We start from the raw sequence: 21,680 nt of genomic DNA on the forward strand, positions 1-21,680 counted from the left end.
CATGAGCTGTAGAATAATTAATTATATAATAATATTAGGTATGATAACAGGAGCTTGTAGCTCTCCGCAAGAGAAAGTTAGAAATGTTAGTTGGCCAGATGTAAAGGCTCCAGTTGCTAAGATAAAGCCTTATACAAGGGTGGTACATGGAGATACGGTAGTCGATAATTATTATTGGCTAAATGATTATTTTAAGGAAGGTCCAGACTCTTCTGCAGTAATTAAATATCTGGAAGATGAGAATATTTACACAGATGCGATGTTGAAAAGTACAGAACCATTGCAGATGAAATTGTACAATGAGATGAAAGCCCGTGTGAAGGAAAAGGACGAATCTGTTCCTTATTTAGAAAACGGCTATTATTATTACCGTCGTACAGAAGATGGGAAACAGTACTATAAGTTTTGCCGCAAGAGGGGGGGAATCGATGGAGTAGAGGAGGTCTTGTTGGATGTGGATAAAATGGCTGAAGGTAAAGCGTATTATGCTATTTCTGGAACAGCTATAAGTCCTGATAATAGGTATCTGGCTTACGGCGTAGACACGGTATCCCGAAGGGAGTATGTAATTCATATCAAAGACCTTCAGACAGGTGAAGTCATGAAGGATCGAATTACACAAACGACAGGAGGGGGCGTCTGGGCTGCGGATAGTAAGACGCTGTTTTACACACACAAGAATCCGGTAACACTATTGTCGGAAAAAATAAAGAAGCATGTATTAGGGACAAGTAATACAGTAGATGTAGAGGTGTATCATGAACAGGACAATACGAATTATATAGGGGTTAGTAAGTCCAAAAATGGAAAATATATATTCATAGAATCGGAGGGAACACTAAGTTCGGAGGTGAGATACCTGCCTGCAGAGCAGCCCAACGAAGCCTTTCGCGTATTCCAAAAGCGACAAAACGATGTGCTGTATAATGTAACAGCGTTGGATGATCGTTTTTTGGTAACGACGAATAAAGATGCCCAAAACTTTAGGGTGATGAGTTGTGGATTGGATGCGACAACTCAGGATAATTGGGTGGATTTTATACCTCACCGTGCGGATGTACTGATCGAGGGGGTGGACGAATTTAAGGATTTCTTGGTCGTATCCGAGCGTAAAAATGGATTGACCAATCTGACCATACACGACCTCAAGAATAACACCTCTTACCCATTGGATTTCGGAGAGGCAACTTACACTGTGCGGCCTAGTGTAAATGTCGAATATAATACGGATGTGTTTCGCTATGGTTATACCTCGTTGGTAACGCCGTTTTCTACATTTGAATATAATATGCGCTCAAAGGAAAAAAGCCTACTTAAACAACAAGAGGTATTGGGAGGGTATAATATGGATGAATATGTGACTGAACGTACTTTCGCGAAAGTGAGAGATGGGGTAATGGTGCCGATATCATTGGTTTATAAAAAAGGAACAAAGAAAGATGGTTCCGCTCCGCTTCACCTATATGCATATGGTTCTTATGGTGCGTCTATGGATCCTACCTTTAGCAGTGCACGTTTGTCACTGTTGAATAGGGGATTTATTTATGCTATAGCTCATATTCGTGGGGGAGAAGAGATGGGACGGCAATGGTATGAAGATGGTAAACTTCAAAAGAAGAAAAATACATTTACAGACTTTATCGATTGTGGTAAATATTTAATTGAGAATAAGTATACCCGTAAAGGTCATCTCTATGCTGAGGGAGGAAGTGCAGGTGGGTTGTTGATGGGAGCAATAGTAAACATGGCTCCTGATCTATGGAATGGTGTGATCGCAGCGGTTCCTTTCGTTGATGTCGTGACAACAATGCTGGACGAGACAATACCATTGACAACGAATGAATATGATGAGTGGGGAAATCCAAATGAGTTTGAAGCGTATACCTATATGAAGTCGTATTCACCTTATGAAAATATTGAACAAAAGGAATATCCTAATCTTTTGGTAACGACTGGACTACATGATAGTCAGGTGCAATATTTTGAACCAGCTAAATGGGTGGCAAAATTAAGGGCGTTGAAAAAAGGGAATCAGGTAGTTTTATTGAAGACAGATATGGATTTCGGTCATGGTGGTGCATCAGGGAGGTTTGATTATTTAAAAGATCAGGCATTAGAATATGCGTTTATCCTGAAATTAGAAGGAATGATAGATTAGCTTATCAGAAAATTGCTTCAAATGAGATAGTTTGAAGCAATTTTTATTTTTCTAACGATTCTCTACTTCTTGTTCTCTTGCGTCAATCTGATGTTGCCGATAGTTTTCAATGGCATTCTTACTCGCTTTTTGGGAGACATAAATACCTAGAATAGCAATCAAAGTCACTATTGTGATTCCCCAAGCATACTTTCGTTTGTCTTGCCTTACCAACCAATACATTACAAACACATACGGAACTGCGAATAAAACGTAAAAAATAATACTTGGACCTACCATAGCTAATTTAATATATACAACTGCAAAAATACGGTATTTGGTAGCAGATGCCAAATGGAATCAAATGTTAGTAGGATTTGAGTTATTTATTTTTAAATTTGTTTTTTAAACATTTCAATGATTGGAGTGTCTTATTGATAGTTTTTTTTAACATTTCCTGCTTGGATGAAATTTTTCAAAAAAAAACTCTTATATTTTTGCATAAAAGAAAAAAATAATTCTTTATTTTTGCGCTGTCAGATTTAAGAAATATACAGATTAGGTTTAAATGTATTGTAAAAAAAGATATATCAGCAATTTAGGACAGACTTTTAATAAGTTTGTTGCAATGCTTATGTCTGGGTATAGTACCTTGAACTGTCCAATTTTGCGATTCCGACGACCTATTCTGCCTCGAGCTTGATTCGAGAGGCAGACAAATTCTATTCCTAGTAAATTCATTTGGCTCAATGAATTTCTCAATCCTTAGTTATTACTTTTAACGCATTTTTAGCGTATTAATTTTTAGGTCGACATCTTAAGATGACAATTTCAGATTTTTTGATTATTCCCGCTACGGCAGAACATGTTACATATGCTGTACAGATTTGTGATGAAATGTTTGAGTCTGCAAAAGCCCGTGGTACAGGTATCGCTCGCCGAAAACCTGAGTACGTCGCTCAGAAAATGAATGAGGGGAAAGCTGTAATAGCTTTACATCGAGATGGTACTTGGGCGGGGTTCTGTTATATTGAAACATGGAGTCACGGGGATTACGTTGCTAATTCCGGTCTTATTGTTAATCCTGAATTTCGAAAGTTTGGTCTAGCTAAAGCAATTAAAAAGAGAGTGTTTGAACTTTCGAGGGAGAAATATCCGACTTCTAAAATATTTGGACTAACAACAGGGCTTGCGGTGATGAAAATTAACTCCGACCTTGGTTATGAGCCGGTTACTTATTCGGAGTTGACACAAGATGAAGAGTTTTGGAAAGGTTGCCAAAGTTGTATAAATTATGATATACTGATGAGTAAAGACCGTAAAAACTGTATGTGCACGGCAATGCTTTGGAATCCTGTTGAGAAGGAAAAAGAATTGAAAGAAAAAATACAACGTAAGGCCGAAGCAAAAGAGCGATTAGAACGGATTGCAAAGAAACAATCTCTACTAAAACGTATAGAAGCTAAGCTTTGGAAGTCAACACGAAAGACAGTCACAATGCTGTTCTCTGATTGGCGTAAGCCAGCAAAAGGGTTTTAGACCCTTCAACAAATAAACTTATACTGTTGTAGATTAATCGAATCTATGAGGGGTATACTAAATGAACAAATAAATTATACGAATGAAAAAAGTAGTATTAGCATTCAGTGGAGGTTTGGATACGTCATTTTGTTGTATCTATCTTTCTAAGGATTTAGGATTGGAAGTTCACTCTGTCGTTGTAAACACAGGTGGTTTTTCTGCAGATGAAGTTAAAAGTATTGAGGCACGTGCCTACGAATTGGGAGTTAAATCCCATACTACTATCGATGAAACTGCCGACTATTACCAAGATACTATTAAGTACCTTATTTTTGGGAATGTATTAAAGAACGCAACTTACCCATTGTCTGTATCTGCAGAACGTGTCTGTCAGGCAACTGCTATTGCTAATTACGCTAAAAAGATTGGTGCTGCTTGCGTAGCTCATGGCTCCACGGGGGCAGGTAATGATCAGGTGCGTTTTGACATGATTTTTAATACGCTTATTCCTGGAGTTGAGATTATTACCCCAATTAGAGATTTAAAGCTGTCCCGTGAAGCAGAGATAGAATATCTTAGTAAGCATGGTTTCCCATATAGCGCTGAGAAAGCTAAATACTCTATAAATAAGGGGCTATGGGGGACTTCTGTTGGAGGAGCAGAGACGCTCACGTCGAATCAATATCTACCAGAATCTGCGTGGCCAACGCCTGTTACATCTACTACTTCACAGCGGATAAATATTGATTTTGAAAAGGGAGAGCCTGTTGGTCTTAATGGTAATAAGATCGGAGCAGTGTCTGTCATTCAACAATTGCAAGAGCTGGCTCAGCCCTATGGTATCGGGAGAGATATACACGTAGGGGATACCATCATCGGTATTAAAGGTAGAGTAGGCTTTGAAGCAGCTGGGCCAATTATCTTAGTGAAAGCACATCATACCTTGGAGAAACATACACTGACGAAATGGCAATTGGCATGGAAAGATCAAATCGCAGGTTTTTACGGGAATTGGATGCATGAGGGACAGATGCATGACCCCGTAATGCGTGATATTGAAGCTTTTTTGGGATCATCTCAAGAAACGGTTACTGGTCGTGTTATTGTAGAGTTACATCCCTACCGTTTTGTTATTGTCGGTATTGAATCTGACCACGATCTGATGAATAATGAATTCGGCAGTTACGGTGAAATGAACGAAGGCTATACAGGAGATGATGTCAAAGGATTTTCTAAGATCTTCGGTAATCAAACCATTATTTGGCACAAAGTAAATGCCAAAGGATAGTCAATAGTTTTAAGTTGTACAATGTAATTAAGCGAAACGGGAGAGCCTTAAGCCTCTTTTTTTACAGACTAAGAAATTATTTTCATGAAATACTCATGTTTAGCGAAGCACAAACACCCATGAGTATTCCATATGGCAACTGAAAAGCAAATTATACACATATGAAAAAGGTAAAAGTTGGAATTGTTGGGTCTGCAGGTTATACGGGAGGAGAACTATTGAGGGTTCTTGTCTATCATCCTAATGTAGAAATAATATTTGCTAATAGTGCTTCCAATGCCGGTAAAAAGGTATATGAAGTACACAACGACTTGTTGGGAGATACAGAATTGGAGTTTTCATCCGACTTTCACTCGCATATTGATGTTCTGTTTTTATGTGTCGGACATGGTGATGCACATAAGTTTTTAGAGCAAAACGAGGTGTCACCCCATGTGAAAATAATTGATCTATCTCAAGACTATCGTTTACAGGCTACTAAAAATTATAAGGGGGACTCATTTTTATATGGTTTGCCAGAATTGAATAGATCTGCTATTCGATCTGCTCAGTATGTCGCAAACCCTGGATGTTTTGCAACCAATATACAGTTAGCATTGTTGCCGTTAGCATCAGTTGGATTGTTGCAGAGTCAGATTCATGTAACAGCTACAACGGGATCTACAGGTGCGGGACAAAGGCCGACAGTTACATCTCATTTCTCATGGAGGAGCGGCAATCTTTCCGCTTATAAGGCTTTTGAACATCAACATCTTCAGGAGATATCTGAGTCATTAAATCAACTGCAGGATGGATTTTTGCCAGAGTCTTCAAGGTCATTAATGGAAAGAGCTGCTGAACGTATTAATTTTGTGCCACTCCGCGGAGCTTTTCCTAGAGGAATTTTTTCTAGCATTTACCTCGATTATGCTTTGACCGAAGAAGAAGCATATCAGCTTTATATCAGCTATTATGAGTCGCATCCTTTTACCATTGTTTCACGTGAGAATATTGATTTGAAACAGGTTGTTAATACGAATAAAAGTATAATACACCTTGAAAAACATGGTGATAAATTATTGATCTTAAATGCTACAGATAATTTATTGAAGGGAGCTTCAGGACAGGCAGTACAAAATATGAATCTCATGTTTGGTCTGGATGAACGTGCTGGACTTAATCTCAAACCTCAGGGATTTTAATAAAAAAAGGCTATATTAAATATAGCCTTTTTTATTAAAAGTAGGGTTACTTCTCATTCTCTTCACTGATGTCGGAAGAAACCGAGCTGTCGCCAGAATTGACCCCTTTGACAATAATCTCTTTTTTATCTTCATCCAAATCGACCATTATTATGGCGCTGGCTTTTAGTTCTCCTTTTAAGATCTCCTCAGCGATTGGATCTTCAAGATACTTTTGAATGGCTCTCTTTAGTGGACGAGCTCCAAAATTGGTGTCGTATCCTTTCTCAGCGATAAACTCTTTAGCTTTGTCTGTTAAATCTATAGAATGTCCTAGCGCTTCAATACGGCCGAATAGCGACCTTAATTCGATATCGATTATTTTGAAAATGTTTTCTTTAGTTAAGGAGTTGAAAACAATAACATCATCTATACGATTTAAGAACTCAGGTGCAAAAGCACGTTTCAAAGCCGTTTCTATCACACCTCTCGAATGTGCATCAGCCTGATTTTCTTTCGCAGCAGTAGTGAAACCAACACCTTGGCCGAACTCTTTTAGTTGACGTACACCAATATTAGAAGTCATGATAATGATGGTGTTTCTGAAGTCCACTTTGCGACCAAGACTATCTGTAAGCTGGCCTTCATCCAGAACTTGGAGCAAAAGGTTGAAAACATCTGGATGGGCCTTTTCAATCTCATCTAATAAAACGACGGAGTAAGGTTTGCGACGTACTTTCTCTGTCAATTGTCCACCTTCTTCATAGCCTACATATCCCGGGGGAGCTCCCACGAGACGAGAGACAGCAAATTTTTCCATGTATTCGCTCATGTCGACCTGAATCAAAGAATCTTCGGAATCAAACATAAAACGAGCTAATTCTTTTGCTAGTTCTGTTTTACCTACACCCGTAGGTCCTAAGAAAATGAAAGAGCCTATAGGTTTCCGAGGGTCTTTTAATCCAGCTCGGGTACGTTGTATGGCCTTTACTAGCTTTTGTACAGCATCGTCTTGACCAATAATCCGACCTTTCATGGATTCACCCATGTTGAGAAGCTTTTGGCTATCTGTTTGACTTACGCGTTGTACAGGGATACCAGTCATCATGGATACAACCTCAGCGACGTTGTCCTCAGTAACAGTATATCGTTTGCTTTTTGTTTCAGTTTCCCATGCCGCTTTTTCCTTGTCCAGCTCTTCAAGCAGTTTTTTCTCTGTATCCCGTAGTTTAGCCGCTTCTTCATATTTTTGAGAGCGGACCACCTTGTTCTTTTCTACTTTGACCGCTTCTATCTTTTCTTCGATATCGATGATAGATTGGGGGACATGGATATTGGTAAGATGCACCCTTGAACCAGCTTCATCCAGAGCATCGATCGCCTTATCTGGAAGGAAGCGATCTGTGATATAGCGTGTTGTTAAGGTTACGCAAGCCTCAATTGCTTCTGGTGTGTAGTTAACGTTGTGGTGCTCTTCATATTTGTCCTTGATCCGGTTCAGGATTTCAATAGTTTCGTCATGAGAAGCCGGTTCGATCATTACCTTTTGGAAACGTCGATCCAATGCTCCATCTTTTTCGATGAATTGTCTGTACTCGTCCAATGTTGTTGCTCCGATACATTGGATTTCGCCGCGTGCTAATGCGGGTTTGAACATATTGGAAGCATCTAATGATCCTGATGCGCCTCCAGCTCCTACGATGGTATGAATCTCGTCGATAAAAAGAATCACATCCGGAGACTTTTCGAGTTCATTCATAACAGCTTTCATCCGTTCTTCAAACTGGCCACGGTATTTTGTACCTGCTACTAAAGACGCGAGGTCTAATGTGACGACCCGTTTATCGAACAATACACGTGAAACTTTACGTTGTACAATACGTAGTGCTAATCCCTCCGCTATCGCAGATTTACCAACACCAGGTTCACCTATTAAGATCGGGTTGTTTTTTTTACGACGAGAAAGTATCTGAGAAACTCGTTCAATTTCTTTCTCACGACCTACAATAGGGTCAAGCTTTCCGTCCTCAGCTGCCCGTGTCAAATCTCTTCCAAAATTATCCAGAACCGGAGTTTTAGACTTAATATCGGAAACTTTTTTAGGAGCGGAGAAATTATCTTCTTCGGCATAGTCATCATCCGGAGTAGATGAGCCTGACGCCTCGTCTGTAATGGTCGCTTTATTCTGTTCTACTTCATTCTTGAACAAATCGTAGGTCACATTATACTGTTGTAAAATCTGTGAAGCAATGTTGTCTTCATCGCGTAGAATAGCCAGTAACAAGTGCTCTGTTCCAATAATGTCACTTTTGAAAATCTTGGCTTCCAAATAGGTTATTTTCAGAACCTTTTCAGCCTGCTTGGTTAGAGGGACAGATCCAACCGGTGCTCGGGATACTGATGAGCCTTTTACTGCATCCTCAATAGACTGTCGGATTGAACCAGTGTCTACCAATAGATTTCTAAGGATTTTTATCGCCACCCCATCACCTTCTCGAATAAGTCCAAGTAAGAGATGCTCTGTACCAATATAATCGTGACGTAAGCGTAGTGCTTCCTCGCGGCTATAAGATATCACATCTTTGACTCTTGGTGAGAATTTTGCTTCCATGTAATTACCTTTCTTTCTTTATGTGAACTAAGTTAGAACTTTATAAATGTATGAAATAATTGTAAATCCTAACTTATTATTTTCTATAAATTATCAACAATCAAGCCATATGATAATGTAGTCAAAATGGCAGGTTCTATTCGCAATTATTATAACGTACAGATGGTGTGCTTAGCTACAGAGTTTCACTATTAAGGTCGAATTTGGTATCTTTGGAAGATATAAAAATTAATATAAAAGTTTAGGTCAAAAAAATATGTCTGACGAGAAAATAATTTTTTCAATGGCTGGGGTAAATAAAATATATCCTCCGCAAAAGCAGGTTTTAAAGAATATTTATCTTTCATTTTTCTACGGCGCCAAGATTGGTGTAATAGGGTTAAATGGGTCTGGTAAGTCTTCACTCTTAAAAATTATTGCTGGATTAGATAAATCCTATCAAGGAGAGGTGGTCTTCTCTCCGGGGTACTCCGTTGGATATTTAGCGCAGGAGCCTGAGCTAGACTTGGATAAAACGGTAAAAGAAGTTGTTGAAGAGGGAGTAGCAGAAATTACAGCTATTCTTAAAGAATACGAAGATATCAATGAGCGCTTTGGTCTGCCTGAGGTTTATGAAAATCCAGACGAGATGGACAAACTTTTAGTTAGACAGGGCGAATTGCAGGATAAAATCGACGCAACGAACGCTTGGGAACTGGATTCTAAATTGGAACGTGCGATGGATGCTTTGCGTTGTCCAGAACCTGATACTAAGATTGTCAATTTGTCAGGAGGAGAGAGACGTAGAGTTGCACTTTGTCGTTTATTATTACAAGAACCTGATGTGTTGTTGCTTGATGAACCGACCAACCACTTGGATGCAGAATCCATTGATTGGTTAGAACAGCATCTCCAACATTATAAAGGTACAGTAATAGCTGTGACCCACGATAGGTATTTCTTGGATAATGTTGCTGGTTGGATCTTAGAACTTGATCGTGGAGAGGGAATTCCTTGGAAAGGGAATTATTCATCATGGCTTGATCAAAAAGCCAAACGACTTGCACAAGAGGAAAAACAGGAGTCCAAGCGACAAAAAACACTAGAACGTGAATTGGAATGGGTACGTATGGCTCCAAAAGCAAGACACGCTAAATCAAAAGCTCGTTTGCACAATTATGATAAGCTCGCCTCGGAAGAAACGAAGGAAAGAGAAGAAAAGTTAGAGCTTTTCATTCCTCCTGGTCCCCGTTTAGGTAATGTTGTTATCGAAGCAGATAATATTTCAAAAGCTTATGGGGATCGTATTTTGTTTGAAAATCTTAGTTTTTCGTTACCTCCTGCCGGAATTGTAGGGATTATAGGACCGAATGGTGCAGGAAAGACTACTTTATTCCGCTTGATAACAGGGCAAGAGGCTCCAGATACGGGGACTTTTAAAGTTGGTGAAACAGTTGTCCTAGGCTATGTGGATCAATTGCATAATGATTTAGACCCCGAAAAATCGGTGTGGGAAAACATTACCGAAGGCAATGACAATATTATACTCGGCAATAGGCCTACAAATTCTAGGGCTTATGTTTCCAAATTTAATTTCAACGGCGCTGATCAACAGAAAAAAGTTGGCGTATTATCTGGAGGTGAACGCAACCGTGTACACTTGGCTATCACTTTGAAGAAAGCGTCTAACGTATTATTGCTGGATGAGCCGACCAACGATATTGATGTGAATACATTGAGAGCTTTGGAAGAGGGGTTGGAAAACTTTGGAGGCTGTGCTGTTGTAATATCACACGATAGGTGGTTCTTAGACCGTATTTGTACACACATATTGGCCTTTGAAGGAGATTCACAAGTATACTTCTATGAGGGTAACTATTCCGAATATGAGGAGAATAGGAAGAAACGTTTGGGAGATGTTGCACCGAAACGCATTAAATACAAAAAACTAGTGAAATAGTATGAGCTTAGAGTCCGCAAGGTTATTGGAGGCGATTATCGATACAGCGATAGATGGCATTATTACCATTGATAATAAAGGTTTAGTGGAGTCTATCAACCCTGCAGCGCTGACTTTATTTGGTTATGCGGCGCAGGAGGTGATCGGTAATAATATTTCGATGTTGATGCCCGAGCCTGACCAGAGTAGACATGATAGTTATATTTCTAATTATAAAGAGACCGGTAGGAAAAAGATAATTGGGATTGGCCGTGAAGTGCGGGGTAAGAAAAAAGACGGTACAACCTTTCCTTTCCGATTGGCTGTAAGTGAGGTTTTTTACAAAGACAAAAGTATTTTTACCGGTTTTGTTCATGATCTAACAAAAGAGAAGAAGGCAGAAGATGAGCTGCTGAAACATACCTTGGAACTGGAAGAGGTGGTTCGGCATCGGACGAAGGACTTGATCTCTTTGGTTTCGGAGTTGGAAAAGGCTAAGGCTGATGTAAGTAATTCCTTGGAAAAAGAAAAGGAACTGAATCAATTGAAGTCTAGATTTGTGTCGATGGCTTCTCACGAATTTAGAACTCCTCTCAGTTCGGTGCAGCTTTCAGCTTCGCTCATAGAAAAGTATATCGAAAGACCCGATTTTGAATCTGTTGTAAAGCATACCAATAGAATAAAGGGCTCGGTGCAGTTGCTAAATAATATTCTCAATGATTTTCTGTCTTTGGAAAAATTAGAAGCGGGTGTTGTAGTGGTTAATAAACAGCATATAAATTTGGTGCATTTAGGTGAAGAAATATCTGGAGAAATGCAACTCATTTGTAAGAAAAATCAGCATATAGTATACCAGCACACAGGAGCACAGGCTGAATTCGACCTAGATTCTCATTTGTTAAAAAATAGTATTATAAATCTGATATCTAATGCTATTAAATATTCAGGAGAGGATACCTTTATTGAATTTTCGACCGAGATTACAGACGAGACATGTACGATTGTGGTTAAGGATAATGGTATAGGTATCCCTGTTGAGGATCAGAAAAACCTATTTGAGCCTTTCTTTAGGGCGCATAATACAGGAAGTATTCCTGGGACGGGATTGGGACTCAATATAGTGAGGAGATATGTTAGCCTTATGGATGGAAAATTAGAATATTGGTCTGCGATTAATCAAGGAGCATTATTTCGGATGGTATTCAATCGCTAAGCTAAAAGCAAAATATAAATGAAGAAAAGGACGATTTTAATTATTGAAGATAATTTAGAAATTAGAGAGGGAAGCGCTGAAATATTGGAACTTACCGGAGAGTATGATGTTATTACTGCAGAGAATGGAATGGTCGGGGTGGAGTTGGCAACTAAACATCATCCTGATTTGATTCTTTGTGATATTATGATGCCTGAGCTGGACGGATACGGGGTGCTTTATATGTTGGGAAAACAGGATACTACGATGCATATTCCTTTTATTTTCATAACTGCTAAATCGGAACGCGTAGACATGCGTAAGGCGATGGAAATGGGAGCTGATGATTATATTGTTAAACCATTTGATGATATAGAGCTATTGAATGCCATTGAAAGTCGGCTGAGAAAAAAAGATAGTCTTGATTTAGCGGCAGGAAATGGAAAGTTTTTAAAGCTAGAAGAAGAAGAACAGAATTATCTTTTAGAAAGCTTAGTCAAGGAGGCCCGCGTTAAAACGTTCAAAAAGAAACAACTGATATACGGTACAGACGACTCTCCATTATACATATACTATGTGGTAAAAGGCAAAGTGAGGAGTTTTCTAAATTATCAGGATGGGAGAGAATTATCTACAGATATTCATGGAGATGGACATTTTTTTGGTTACGAGTCTATTTTAATGAACGAAAATTATACAGAGAGTACTGCCTCGTTAGAAGATTCAGAAATAGCAATGATTACTCGCGATAGCTTTTTTGAATTGATTTATCGGAAGCCTGGAATTGCTAGTAAGTTCATCCGGATGTTGTCAGGAGATATCAAAGAAAAAGAAGAACAAATGCTCGGCTTTGCTTATGATACAGTACGTAAGCGGGTGGCTAGTGCATTGATTCAGATAGCGGTGAAGAGTAGAGAGAATAAAGATGACGATGAAGTATTGATTCGGATATCTAGAGAAGACCTCGCTGCATTTGCTGGTACTGCAAACGAGACAATAAGTAGAATATTGGCAGAGCTTAAAGAAGAAGGGATAATTACCAAGGAAAAAACAGCGATTCGGATACTCTCGATAAAAGAGTTGAAAAAAATAAAACAGTAACAGCGGCTATTAGAACAGATAGCCGCTGTTCTTTTTTATAAATAAGTGATAAGAATCATTTATTTGTCTGACCAGCTACACTCGTAATGTGCAGAACTACTGTTAGATTTGGATTATTATACGGTAAATGGAGCAATGTACATTGTCACGTCTATGAGAGTTGTCGCTTATAATATCAAGGAATTTGAAAAAGAGTTACTGGCCAAAGCTAATGCTAAGGTGCACGACCTTACGTTGATCTCAAATGGCCTTAATTTTAGTACGATTCATTACGCCAAGGGTAAAGAGGTTATTATTATTTCCGATGATGATCAACTTGACAGAGAGCTGTTAGATGCATTGTGGCAGATCGGGGTTAAGAAAATAATAACTCGTTCAACCACTCTGAATCATATTGATATACATTATGCATCGACCTTAAAGATGCATATAGCCAATACTCCCTCGAAAGATCAATCCGCTGAAAGTATAGCGTTTCAAACGATTTTAAACCTTAATAACTGGGGTAATAATCAATGTTTGGGAAATGCATGTCATTGCTCTTTTGACTGTGAAAATAAAAAACACCTTTTAAATACATAATAACTATGCAAGCGGATCCGAATGTACTGATTTCAAAATATAACGTAGCGGCACCTCGGTATACGAGTTACCCAACGGTTCCATTTTGGGAAAATGAGAAGTTTACACAAGCTGATTGGAAGTTTCGGGTAAAAGAGAGGTATCAAAGTTCGAAAGATAGAGGTATCAGTCTATATATTCATCTTCCCTATTGCGAAAGTTTATGTACCTATTGTGGATGTAATACGCGTATTACTAAGAATCATAAAGTCGAAGATCCTTATATCACTTCATTGCTTGCCGAATGGCAGATGTATACAGCCTTATTGAATGAGGAGAAACTCAAAATTAGTGAAATACATTTAGGCGGTGGTACTCCCACATTCTTTACGCCTCAGAATTTGCAACGTCTTATAGGGGGGATTCTTGAGGGAAACGAAAAAACTGCTGATGCGTCTTTTTCCTTTGAAGCGCATCCTGCAAATACGACAGAAGAACATTTAGTAACCTTGTATGATTTAGGGTTTAAAAGGTTAAGTTTAGGTATCCAAGATTTTGATGATAAAGTTCAGGCTATTATCAACAGGCATCAAACTATTGAGGACGTTGAACACATTATGGACCAGGCCCGAGCTATCGGCTATGAATCCATTAATTTCGATTTGATTTACGGGTTGCCTCTGCAGACAAAGGATTCTGTCCGGAAGACGGTAGACATATCGTTGAAGATGTCACCGGACCGTATATCTTTCTATAGTTATGCGCATGTACCATGGATAAAACCCGGGCAAAGAAAGTTTACGGAGCATGATTTGCCCGAAGGCGAGGAAAAATTGGCTTTATATAAGTTGGGTAAGACAATGATTCAAGAGGCTGGCTATAGGGATGTCGGCATGGATCACTTTGCGAAGATCGAGGATGCTCTTTTCCTGGCAGCTCAAAATGGAACCTTGCATCGTAATTTCATGGGGTATGCAGATCGATACACACCATTGATGATTGGGTTGGGGGTTTCATCTATTAGTGATGCTTGGACTGCATTCGCACAAAATGTCAAAACGGTTGAAGAATACCATGCTAAAATTCAAGCAGGAGAGTTGCCTGTTTTTAAAGGTCATTTGTTAAACGAAGAAGATCTTATAGTACGGGAATACATATTGGATATGATGTGTAGAGGAAGAGTGGTTTTAAAAGGAAGTGAAATAGATAGCAAGATTATCGAGAGATTAGTATCTTTAGTAGATGATGATTTAATTAGGGTCGAAGGAAATGAAATAAATATATCAGAGACAGGGAAGTCTTTTCTGAGAAATGTATGTATGGCTTTTGACGAAAGGTTGCAAAAGACAAAAGAAAGAGATAATTTATTTAGTCAAGCGATTTAATAGTATATGGCAGAGCATATCAGTTTGATTACTAAAACAAAGTGTTACCACTGTGGGGATGCTGTAGAGCAAACTCCCTATGTATTGAATGACCACCAATTTTGTTGTCTAGGCTGTCAGACCGTTTATCAGATTTTAAATGAAAATAATCTACAAAGCTATTACAGGTATAATAGTCATCCGGGTAAATCTCAAAAAAATCAGAAAGAGGATTTGGAATATCTCGATGAGCCTAACATCGTCGCCAAATTAGTCGATTACCAGGATGACAATATTTCTGTTATTACTTTTTATGTGCCTGCTATTCATTGTAGCTCGTGTATCTGGTTATTAGAAAATTTGTTTAAGCTGAATCCTTCGGTGAAGTCTTCTAAAGTAGATTTCATGAAAAAGCAAGCTAGCATCACCTTTAATAGACAAGAAATATCGCTTAAGGAACTGGTGCAGTTACTTCATAATATTGGTTATGATCCTAAAATCACGCTACAGGATGTCATCAAAGAAGGAAAAAAAATAAATCAAAGTGGATTAATCGGAAAGATTACAGTGGCCGGGTTCTGTTTTGGTAATTCTATGATGATTAGTTTTCCGGAGTATTTTGGGATGGCCGAATTTGAACGTGAATATGCAGCTTTCTTCGGGTACATGAACTTAGCATTTGGTCTTCCTGTTTTACTGTATAGTGCTTCCGATTATTTCCGCTCCGCATGGTATAGTCTCAAACAGAGACGATTGAATCTGGATGTGCCATTGGCATTAGGTATTTTTGTGCTTTTTTTTCGTTCTGCCTTGGAGATTTTGACGCAGACTGGAGCAGGTTTTATTGATACATTATGTAGTCTTGTGTTTTTTATACTGATAGGTAAATGGGTACAGGAAAGAACATATTACCATATTTCTTTTGAAAGAGACTATAGGTCTTATTTTCCTGTCGCCGTAACATTGTTAGAGGAAGAGCAGGAGAGGCCCATGCAGATTGCCGATCTTAAGATCGGACAGCGGATCCTAGTCCGTAATAACGAGATTATTCCTGCAGATGCTATCCTATTAAAGGGAGAGGCCTTGGTCGATTTTAGTTTTGTGACAGGTGAGAGTAAGCCTGTTGAGAAAACTTTGGGCGAAGTAGTCTATGCTGGCGGTAGGCAAACTGGAGGGGCCATTGAATTGGAAGTCGTGAAAGCCGTTTCTCAGAGTTATCTTACCAAATTATGGAATAATGAAAGCCTGAAGTCGTATGAACGGAAGTTTGAAACATTTGTAGGTGTCATAAGTAAATACTTTACAGTTGGATTGGTGTCCATAGCTTTATTGGCAGCATTGTTCTGGATAATTGGGAGCTCTCCAGATCGGGCATGGGCTGCATTTACTGCGGTGCTTATCATCGCATGTCCATGTGCTTTGGCACTAAGCTCACCGTTTACATTGAGTGCAGCGCTGAGTATTTTTGATAAAAATAAAATGTATATCAAAAATACTTCAGCCATAGAGCAGATGGCTGCGATTGATACTATTGTATTTGATAAAACAGGTACAATTTCATCTCCAAGTGCGTCTACTATGTTTTTTGAAGGAAGTTTGACCGAACTGGAGAAAGATTTGGTCTACGCTGTATGTAGAAACTCAAATCACCCCTTGAGTCGTGAAATTATCAAATGGCTGGGCGGGCGTCGTGTGTTGTCAATAAATGACTATGAAGAGGTCGTTGGTAAAGGGCAGTCTGCTTCTTATTTAGATTATGATATTAAGATAGGAAGCGCGTTATTTACAAATTCCAAACACACTGATTCAGAAGGATCGGTTGTCTATGTGGTAATCAATGACCTTGTGAAGGGAGTTTTTACATTAGAGCAGTCTTGGAGGCATGGATTGGCTGAGGTTATTGGACAATTGAAGCCTGATTACAACTTGCATCTAATATCCGGAGATAACGAAAGACGGGCTGATGCCTTACGTATTATTTTTCCACCAAGTGCTATTCTTTTGTTTAATCAGGATCCTAATGATAAATTATTAAAGATCGATGCTTGGCAGGGAGAAGGACAGCATGTCTGTATGTTGGGAGATGGCTTGAATGACGCTGGAGCTTTACGAAAAGCCGATCTTGGTATAGCGGTATCTGATGATATAAATAATTTTTCACCGGGATGTGACGCTATTTTAGATGGCGTATCATTTGAAAAGCTACCAAGTTTTTTTGCCTTTAGTAAAGATGCGGTCAAGGTTATTAAAATGAGTTTTGTAATTTCGCTATTATATAATATAGTAGGAATAAGCTTTGCTGTTCAGGGGACGATGTCGCCACTTTTTGCAGCTATATTAATGCCTATAAGTACGGTTACTATTATATCTTTTACCAGCCTTATGACAAGATGGTACGGGAAAAAGAGAAAACTTATTTAAATTTGAAACTATGTCCATCATTTTTTTCTTAATCGGATGCAGTGTTTTGATAGCATTGTTTTTTTTATGCGCTTTCTTCTGGGCGAATAAGACGGGACAAAATGATGATACGTATACCCCCTCTGTACGTATTCTTTTTGATGATGAGGTGAAAGCTGATAACGAAATGGAAGAAAAGAAGCGATAACCGTATACATACTGTTTTACGCGTATACCAAAAACTATTACTTTTTATATCGGTGCGTTTTCGGTTAGGATTGATATTATGACCATTTTAATGTATCTTAAAACTTAAGCGACTTTTTTAAGTTGAGCCTTATCCTTTTAAATATAGACTAATCTTCGGTAACGATTTCCGCATCGGCCATTAACCCCGGTTTCAGCTTGATGACCGAATACTAATCCGTGCGAAGGAGATTTAGAGAATGATAAAGGCATATTGTGCAAAAAAAACCTTTATAGACAAACCACAGGTGAAGATTTTGACTGGTATCAACATGTCAAGGACCGACTTAAAGAGTCGCTGAAATATTACCTGCTTCTGGACGAGATACAAGAAGTAAAAGAATGGGAAAAAGCCGTCAATTCTTTTTTAGCCGATTTTAAAGTAGATGTGTATCTTACAGGATCTAATTCTCATTTGTTCTCCTCAGAGCGGAGCGGATTGAGTTTTTTACCATAGAAAGATCATGGTTGCTAATTATTTTAGTTAATATATGTATGTATTGCTATATTTGCTTAGTAACCAGTTTTTAATAATTGTGACTAAATTATTGAGGCGACACTGTAAATGAATCATCCACGTATAGATATTTTGAAATATAATGTAAAGCTTGTACTGTAGTAAGAGCTGAACCCATTAAATGTATCAGGGAAATATGAGTTTACCACACTACCAATTTAAAACTAATGATAGTTTTTTAGACTTCGAGTTTGAGAGCAGAGGTCCGAATGGATCAATAAAAAAAGTGGTTAGATTTAAGTGAAAAGCTAGAAATATATGGTTACTCGCTACATGAGTGGCGTAAGTTTGAAAAACATGTTAATTATGAAGCTTTTATGGCAATTCGGGTGAAATAATTATGTTATATATTGCATATAGGAGATATTGATATGGACAATCGTAAGTATAATAAATCGACTACTGTCAAAGTTAAAAAATCAAATGTAAAGGATTATGGTAATGATCCGTTTTTTGTCAAAAAATCCAACAATTCTAAAGCATTTTTAGAAGAGAAGGGCTTTCCTGGGGATCTGATCCAAAAATTAAAAAGCCGCTCAATGTAATTTAGTATTAGGTTCCTCCTAAAATTCCTTGTCTCTATTTTGTGGTATCCAATTACCATCATTAAAATGAATGGTCAATACGCGATGAATGGAATTCCGTAGTACTACTTCAAATTGATTTAGTAGGGGATGAAAAGCCTGAGCCAATCTTATGTTTTCATTGTATAGCTGTTTTTGCGCTACTGTGGTTGCTTTGGCTTATCAATCGATCAAAGCTGCTCATGCTAATCCTGTTGATAGTTTAAGAGATGAATAAGATTAGGTGGCGGACTGTTTTATTGACAATTTAAATTGATAAATCTTATGTCACTGGGGGTATCTCTGCTAGCACTTGCTCAGTGAGCGGTGTTGTAAGAGTAGTTATATTGGCACCTTACTTCCATTTGTAGGTATAACTGTAACTTTTTAGAGGTTCATTTTCGTAGGTAGATGCGGTCACACGAATAAATTCATTAGGATTCAAGTAGTGTATTTTTCAAAGTTTTAATTACCAATGATCATCTAACTTGTTATGTCTATTACGAGTAAATTTAAAAGTATGACAAAAAATTGATGAGCCTTAGCATTTCTGTGCCAAAAAAGGTTTTACAAATAGTGCTTAAAATTCTATGGTCTTATTTTCCTATTTCTTTCTCTTTATACTCTTTCAATTGAGATTCACGTGTAGCTAATTCTGATGTAGAATATTCCTTTTGGTTTTTCAATGCTTCGATGGATTTTTGTTGCGTTTCTATAGCCTTGGGTTTATTGTTGGCCAGCCAGTACCAGCTAGCCATATCATTATAGTACTTGGAGAGATTTGATATTTTGGCATTGTCTGCATCCTTATATTTTTCGTAGGCTTCTGCGCCTATAGCGTAGATCTCTGGTAGTAAACTCGATGTTTCTGCGTGGAATTGGATGGCACCTATAAACAAATAACTGATATTAGCATGATCCCTATCCGGTTCTGTCAGGATGCTTTTCGCGTACTCATAAGCCTGTTTTTGATCAGTTTTAAGTAGAGCAGAAAACACGTAAACCGGGATATATGGAGAGCGTTTCAATCTTGGTTCTTTTTCTAATAAACTGTTTACTTTGGAAAGCAATAAATTTGGCTCATTCATGTATTGATTTAAAAAGTAAATAGTCTCCTTTTGTAGTTTCTGGAAATGTGCTTCCTCGTTTCGTTTTATTTTGCTTCTGCTAATATTCCAGTCATTATTGACTATTTTCTGTAATACGGAATCCAAGTCTTTGGGGTGACCTATCCACGCCATTTGTCCCTCTGCATTCACGACAAACGTTCTAGGAATTCCATTTTTTTTCTCATCGAAGGCGACGATCCATTCTTCTTCCATGTGGTTACTGTCGTCAATGGCAACATGATAATCCATACGCCCACCCATACTATCTACAAAGGCTTTAATCTTGCCTGCCGAAGTACTCTCTTTTTCATAGACATCCACGCCGATGATAGAGACCTTGTCTTTATATTTAGCAGCCAATTTAGAAAGGTGTGGCATAGCTTCGATACAAGGTTTACACCAAGTCGCCCAGAACTCTACAACATAGATGTGCCCTCTTTCCATTTGTTGAATAGGTTCGCCCTTAATCCATTCTCTTACTTGCAGTGGTGGAGCCGGATCACCAATGTCTAATGTTGGCTTTTCTTGGCTTTGCGCAACACTATTGAAGCTTAAAAAGCACAAAAGGAGTTGGAGGTATTTTCTTATGGTCATAATTACATTACTTAGTTCAGTACCTAGGAGCGAAATTCTGTTGTATCTACACGCTTATTTTGTTTGTAAAATCCTTTAATCTAATGCTGATGTGACAACCAGCGTTGTGATATTGTCTAAAACTTAAGTGATTTAGTTAGATTGAGCCATATCCTTTTGAATATAGACTGATCCTCCGTTATGATTTCAGCATCGGCCATTATTCCAGGTTTTAGCTTGATGACCGAATCCTGATCTGTGCGTAGGAGAGTGACCTTGGAAAAGAATAAGCTGTCCTTGACCGGAATGTCTGATATATAATCCACCTTACCTTTTAGATAGCCATATTCTCGATAGGGATAGCTGCGTACCTTAATCAATACTTCCTGTTCCTTTTTGACTCTAGACGAAGCTGTTTGGGGTAGCAGGACCTCGCCATAATAATCATCCTTACCCGCGTTGATATAGAATAGGATATCCCCTGTTTTGACCAATTGATTTTCCTGTAGAAAGTCACCATAGACCAGATAGCCATCAGACTGCGTATTGATCACATATTGTTTTTTCCAGTTCTCGGCATCGGATATAAACGTGTTCAGCGACTGAAAGAACTTTTTTTCTTCTTCCATCATCTGGTTATTGATTTCGGATAGCTCTTTGTCTTTAGCCAGTAGACTACTCTGGTTGCCAATCAGTGTATTTTCCATTTGCGGTATAGCCTGTCTCTTGGCTAGGAGAATAGCTTCCTTCTGCTGTAGCTCCAATGGGCTTATGATTTTCTTCTCGGCCAGTAGCCTGTACTTGTCATATTCTGCTTCGGCGAGCTTTAGTTCTTTTTTCTGAAGATCATAGGTCTGCTTTATACGGCTGTTCTGGTCATTGACATACTGCACTTCATTCTGGATGAAGTTCTTTCTTTTCTGAAATATACCATCCCGGTTTACCGCTTTATAGTTCAGGTAGGAGAGGTAGAAGTTCTGATAGCTGCTCTGTAGCTCCCCAAGGTCGAGTTCGGTAGGAGAGACCAGGTTTTCCAGATCCCTTACGGTGAACCCTTCGTTCCTTATCTTGCGTAGACGTTCCAGTATATCGATGACCTGCTTGTGGTCAGCTATGCTTTCCAGATAAGCGACATCCGTTCCTTTCTCGATCCATTGTCCTTCTTTTACTAGTATACCGACCAGGTTTCCGTTGACCTTGCTGACTAGGGCCTTGGGAGCATTACTAGTATTGAATTTCATAGAGACCGGTACCATCTCCGGATAGCGTATGAATACCGAAAGGCTTATGATCATCAGTATGGTCAACAGTACAAAAGAGATACCTCGGCGCAAAAGCCAGGATGGTGGTTTCGCAATGATTTCCTGCAGATCTTCCGAGTGTATATCTTCGCCAATATAAGTTTTCTTAGCCATGCTC

The 21,680-nt window shown here is 38.6% G+C and carries 18 protein-coding genes; 14 read left to right on the forward strand and 4 right to left on the reverse strand.

Annotation, left to right across the window (positions count from 1 at the left end):
- The first annotated feature begins 1 nt into the window (after nt 1).
- Nucleotides 2-2,158: a S9 family peptidase gene (locus JKG61_RS05400; protein ID WP_202101949.1), complete on the forward strand. Its 2,157-nt coding sequence runs from the start codon at nt 2-4 to the stop codon at nt 2,156-2,158.
- 51 nt (nt 2,159-2,209) lie between these two features.
- On the opposite strand, the gene JKG61_RS05405 is transcribed toward JKG61_RS05400, so the two are convergent.
- Nucleotides 2,210-2,437 carry a hypothetical protein gene (locus JKG61_RS05405; protein ID WP_202101950.1) on the reverse strand — a complete coding sequence of 76 codons (228 nt, stop codon included), beginning with the start codon at nt 2,435-2,437 and terminating at the stop codon, nt 2,210-2,212.
- 522 nt (nt 2,438-2,959) lie between these two features.
- Here JKG61_RS05405 and JKG61_RS05410 point away from each other — a divergent pair.
- From JKG61_RS05410 to argC, 3 genes are all read left to right on the forward strand, one after another.
- The gene (locus JKG61_RS05410) at nt 2,960-3,676 is read left to right on the forward strand and encodes a GNAT family N-acetyltransferase (RefSeq protein WP_202101951.1); all 717 of its coding nucleotides are present in this window, start codon (nt 2,960-2,962) and stop codon (nt 3,674-3,676) included.
- 82 nt (nt 3,677-3,758) lie between these two features.
- Nucleotides 3,759-4,946, forward strand: a complete 1,188-nt coding sequence (gene argG, locus JKG61_RS05415) for an argininosuccinate synthase (RefSeq protein ID WP_202101952.1) — start codon at nt 3,759-3,761, stop codon at nt 4,944-4,946.
- 161 nt (nt 4,947-5,107) lie between these two features.
- Nucleotides 5,108-6,127: an N-acetyl-gamma-glutamyl-phosphate reductase gene (argC, locus tag JKG61_RS05420; RefSeq protein ID WP_202101953.1), complete on the forward strand. Its 1,020-nt coding sequence runs from the start codon at nt 5,108-5,110 to the stop codon at nt 6,125-6,127.
- A 46-nt stretch (nt 6,128-6,173) separates the two neighbouring features.
- Here argC and JKG61_RS05425 read toward each other — a convergent pair whose 3' ends face one another.
- Nucleotides 6,174-8,717, reverse strand: a complete 2,544-nt coding sequence (locus tag JKG61_RS05425; RefSeq protein WP_202101954.1) for an ATP-dependent Clp protease ATP-binding subunit — start codon at nt 8,715-8,717, stop codon at nt 6,174-6,176.
- A gap of 256 nt (nt 8,718-8,973) precedes the next feature.
- Here JKG61_RS05425 and ettA point away from each other — a divergent pair, with 256 nt between their 5' ends.
- From ettA to JKG61_RS05470, 10 genes are all read left to right on the forward strand, one after another.
- Nucleotides 8,974-10,656: an energy-dependent translational throttle protein EttA gene (gene ettA, locus JKG61_RS05430; protein ID WP_202101955.1), complete on the forward strand. Its 1,683-nt coding sequence runs from the start codon at nt 8,974-8,976 to the stop codon at nt 10,654-10,656.
- 1 nt (nt 10,657) lies between these two features.
- Nucleotides 10,658-11,848, forward strand: a complete 1,191-nt coding sequence (locus JKG61_RS05435) for a PAS domain-containing sensor histidine kinase (protein ID WP_202101956.1) — start codon at nt 10,658-10,660, stop codon at nt 11,846-11,848.
- Between the two features lie 18 nt (nt 11,849-11,866).
- Nucleotides 11,867-12,928 (forward strand): response regulator, encoded by a 1,062-nt coding sequence (locus tag JKG61_RS05440; RefSeq protein ID WP_202101957.1) that lies wholly within the window; start codon nt 11,867-11,869, stop codon nt 12,926-12,928.
- A gap of 153 nt (nt 12,929-13,081) precedes the next feature.
- Nucleotides 13,082-13,510, forward strand: a complete 429-nt coding sequence (locus tag JKG61_RS05445; RefSeq protein ID WP_202101958.1) for a Rossmann-fold NAD(P)-binding domain-containing protein — start codon at nt 13,082-13,084, stop codon at nt 13,508-13,510.
- Between the two features lie 5 nt (nt 13,511-13,515).
- Nucleotides 13,516-14,874, forward strand: a complete 1,359-nt coding sequence (gene hemN, locus JKG61_RS05450) for an oxygen-independent coproporphyrinogen III oxidase (RefSeq protein WP_202101959.1) — start codon at nt 13,516-13,518, stop codon at nt 14,872-14,874.
- 6 nt (nt 14,875-14,880) lie between these two features.
- On the forward strand, nt 14,881-17,274 hold the full coding sequence (locus JKG61_RS05455) for a heavy metal translocating P-type ATPase (protein ID WP_202101960.1): 2,394 nt from the start codon (nt 14,881-14,883) through the stop codon (nt 17,272-17,274).
- 10 nt (nt 17,275-17,284) lie between these two features.
- A complete protein-coding gene (ccoS, locus tag JKG61_RS05460) occupies nt 17,285-17,461 on the forward strand; it encodes a cbb3-type cytochrome oxidase assembly protein CcoS (RefSeq protein WP_202101961.1) in 177 nt (58 codons plus the stop codon).
- 252 nt (nt 17,462-17,713) lie between these two features.
- Nucleotides 17,714-17,956, forward strand: a complete 243-nt coding sequence (locus JKG61_RS05465) for an AAA family ATPase (protein WP_202101962.1) — start codon at nt 17,714-17,716, stop codon at nt 17,954-17,956.
- A 196-nt stretch (nt 17,957-18,152) separates the two neighbouring features.
- Nucleotides 18,153-18,260 (forward strand): DUF6934 family protein, encoded by a 108-nt coding sequence (locus tag JKG61_RS23255; protein WP_394371070.1) that lies wholly within the window; start codon nt 18,153-18,155, stop codon nt 18,258-18,260.
- Nucleotides 18,261-18,387: 127 nt separating this feature from the next.
- Nucleotides 18,388-18,561: a hypothetical protein gene (locus tag JKG61_RS05470; protein WP_202101963.1), complete on the forward strand. Its 174-nt coding sequence runs from the start codon at nt 18,388-18,390 to the stop codon at nt 18,559-18,561.
- 614 nt (nt 18,562-19,175) lie between these two features.
- Here the strand turns inward: JKG61_RS05470 and JKG61_RS05475 are convergent.
- Together JKG61_RS05475 and JKG61_RS05480 are read right to left on the reverse strand one after the other, a co-directional pair.
- Nucleotides 19,176-20,282 (reverse strand): TlpA family protein disulfide reductase, encoded by a 1,107-nt coding sequence (locus JKG61_RS05475; RefSeq protein WP_202101964.1) that lies wholly within the window; start codon nt 20,280-20,282, stop codon nt 19,176-19,178.
- 116 nt (nt 20,283-20,398) lie between these two features.
- Entirely contained in the window at nt 20,399-21,676 is a 1,278-nt protein-coding gene (locus tag JKG61_RS05480) for an HlyD family secretion protein (RefSeq protein ID WP_202101965.1), read from the reverse strand.
- Nucleotides 21,677-21,680: the final 4 nt, after the last annotated feature.

Source organism: Sphingobacterium faecale (genome assembly GCF_016746095.1).
Classification (GTDB): Bacteria; Bacteroidota; Bacteroidia; order Sphingobacteriales; family Sphingobacteriaceae; genus Sphingobacterium; species Sphingobacterium faecale.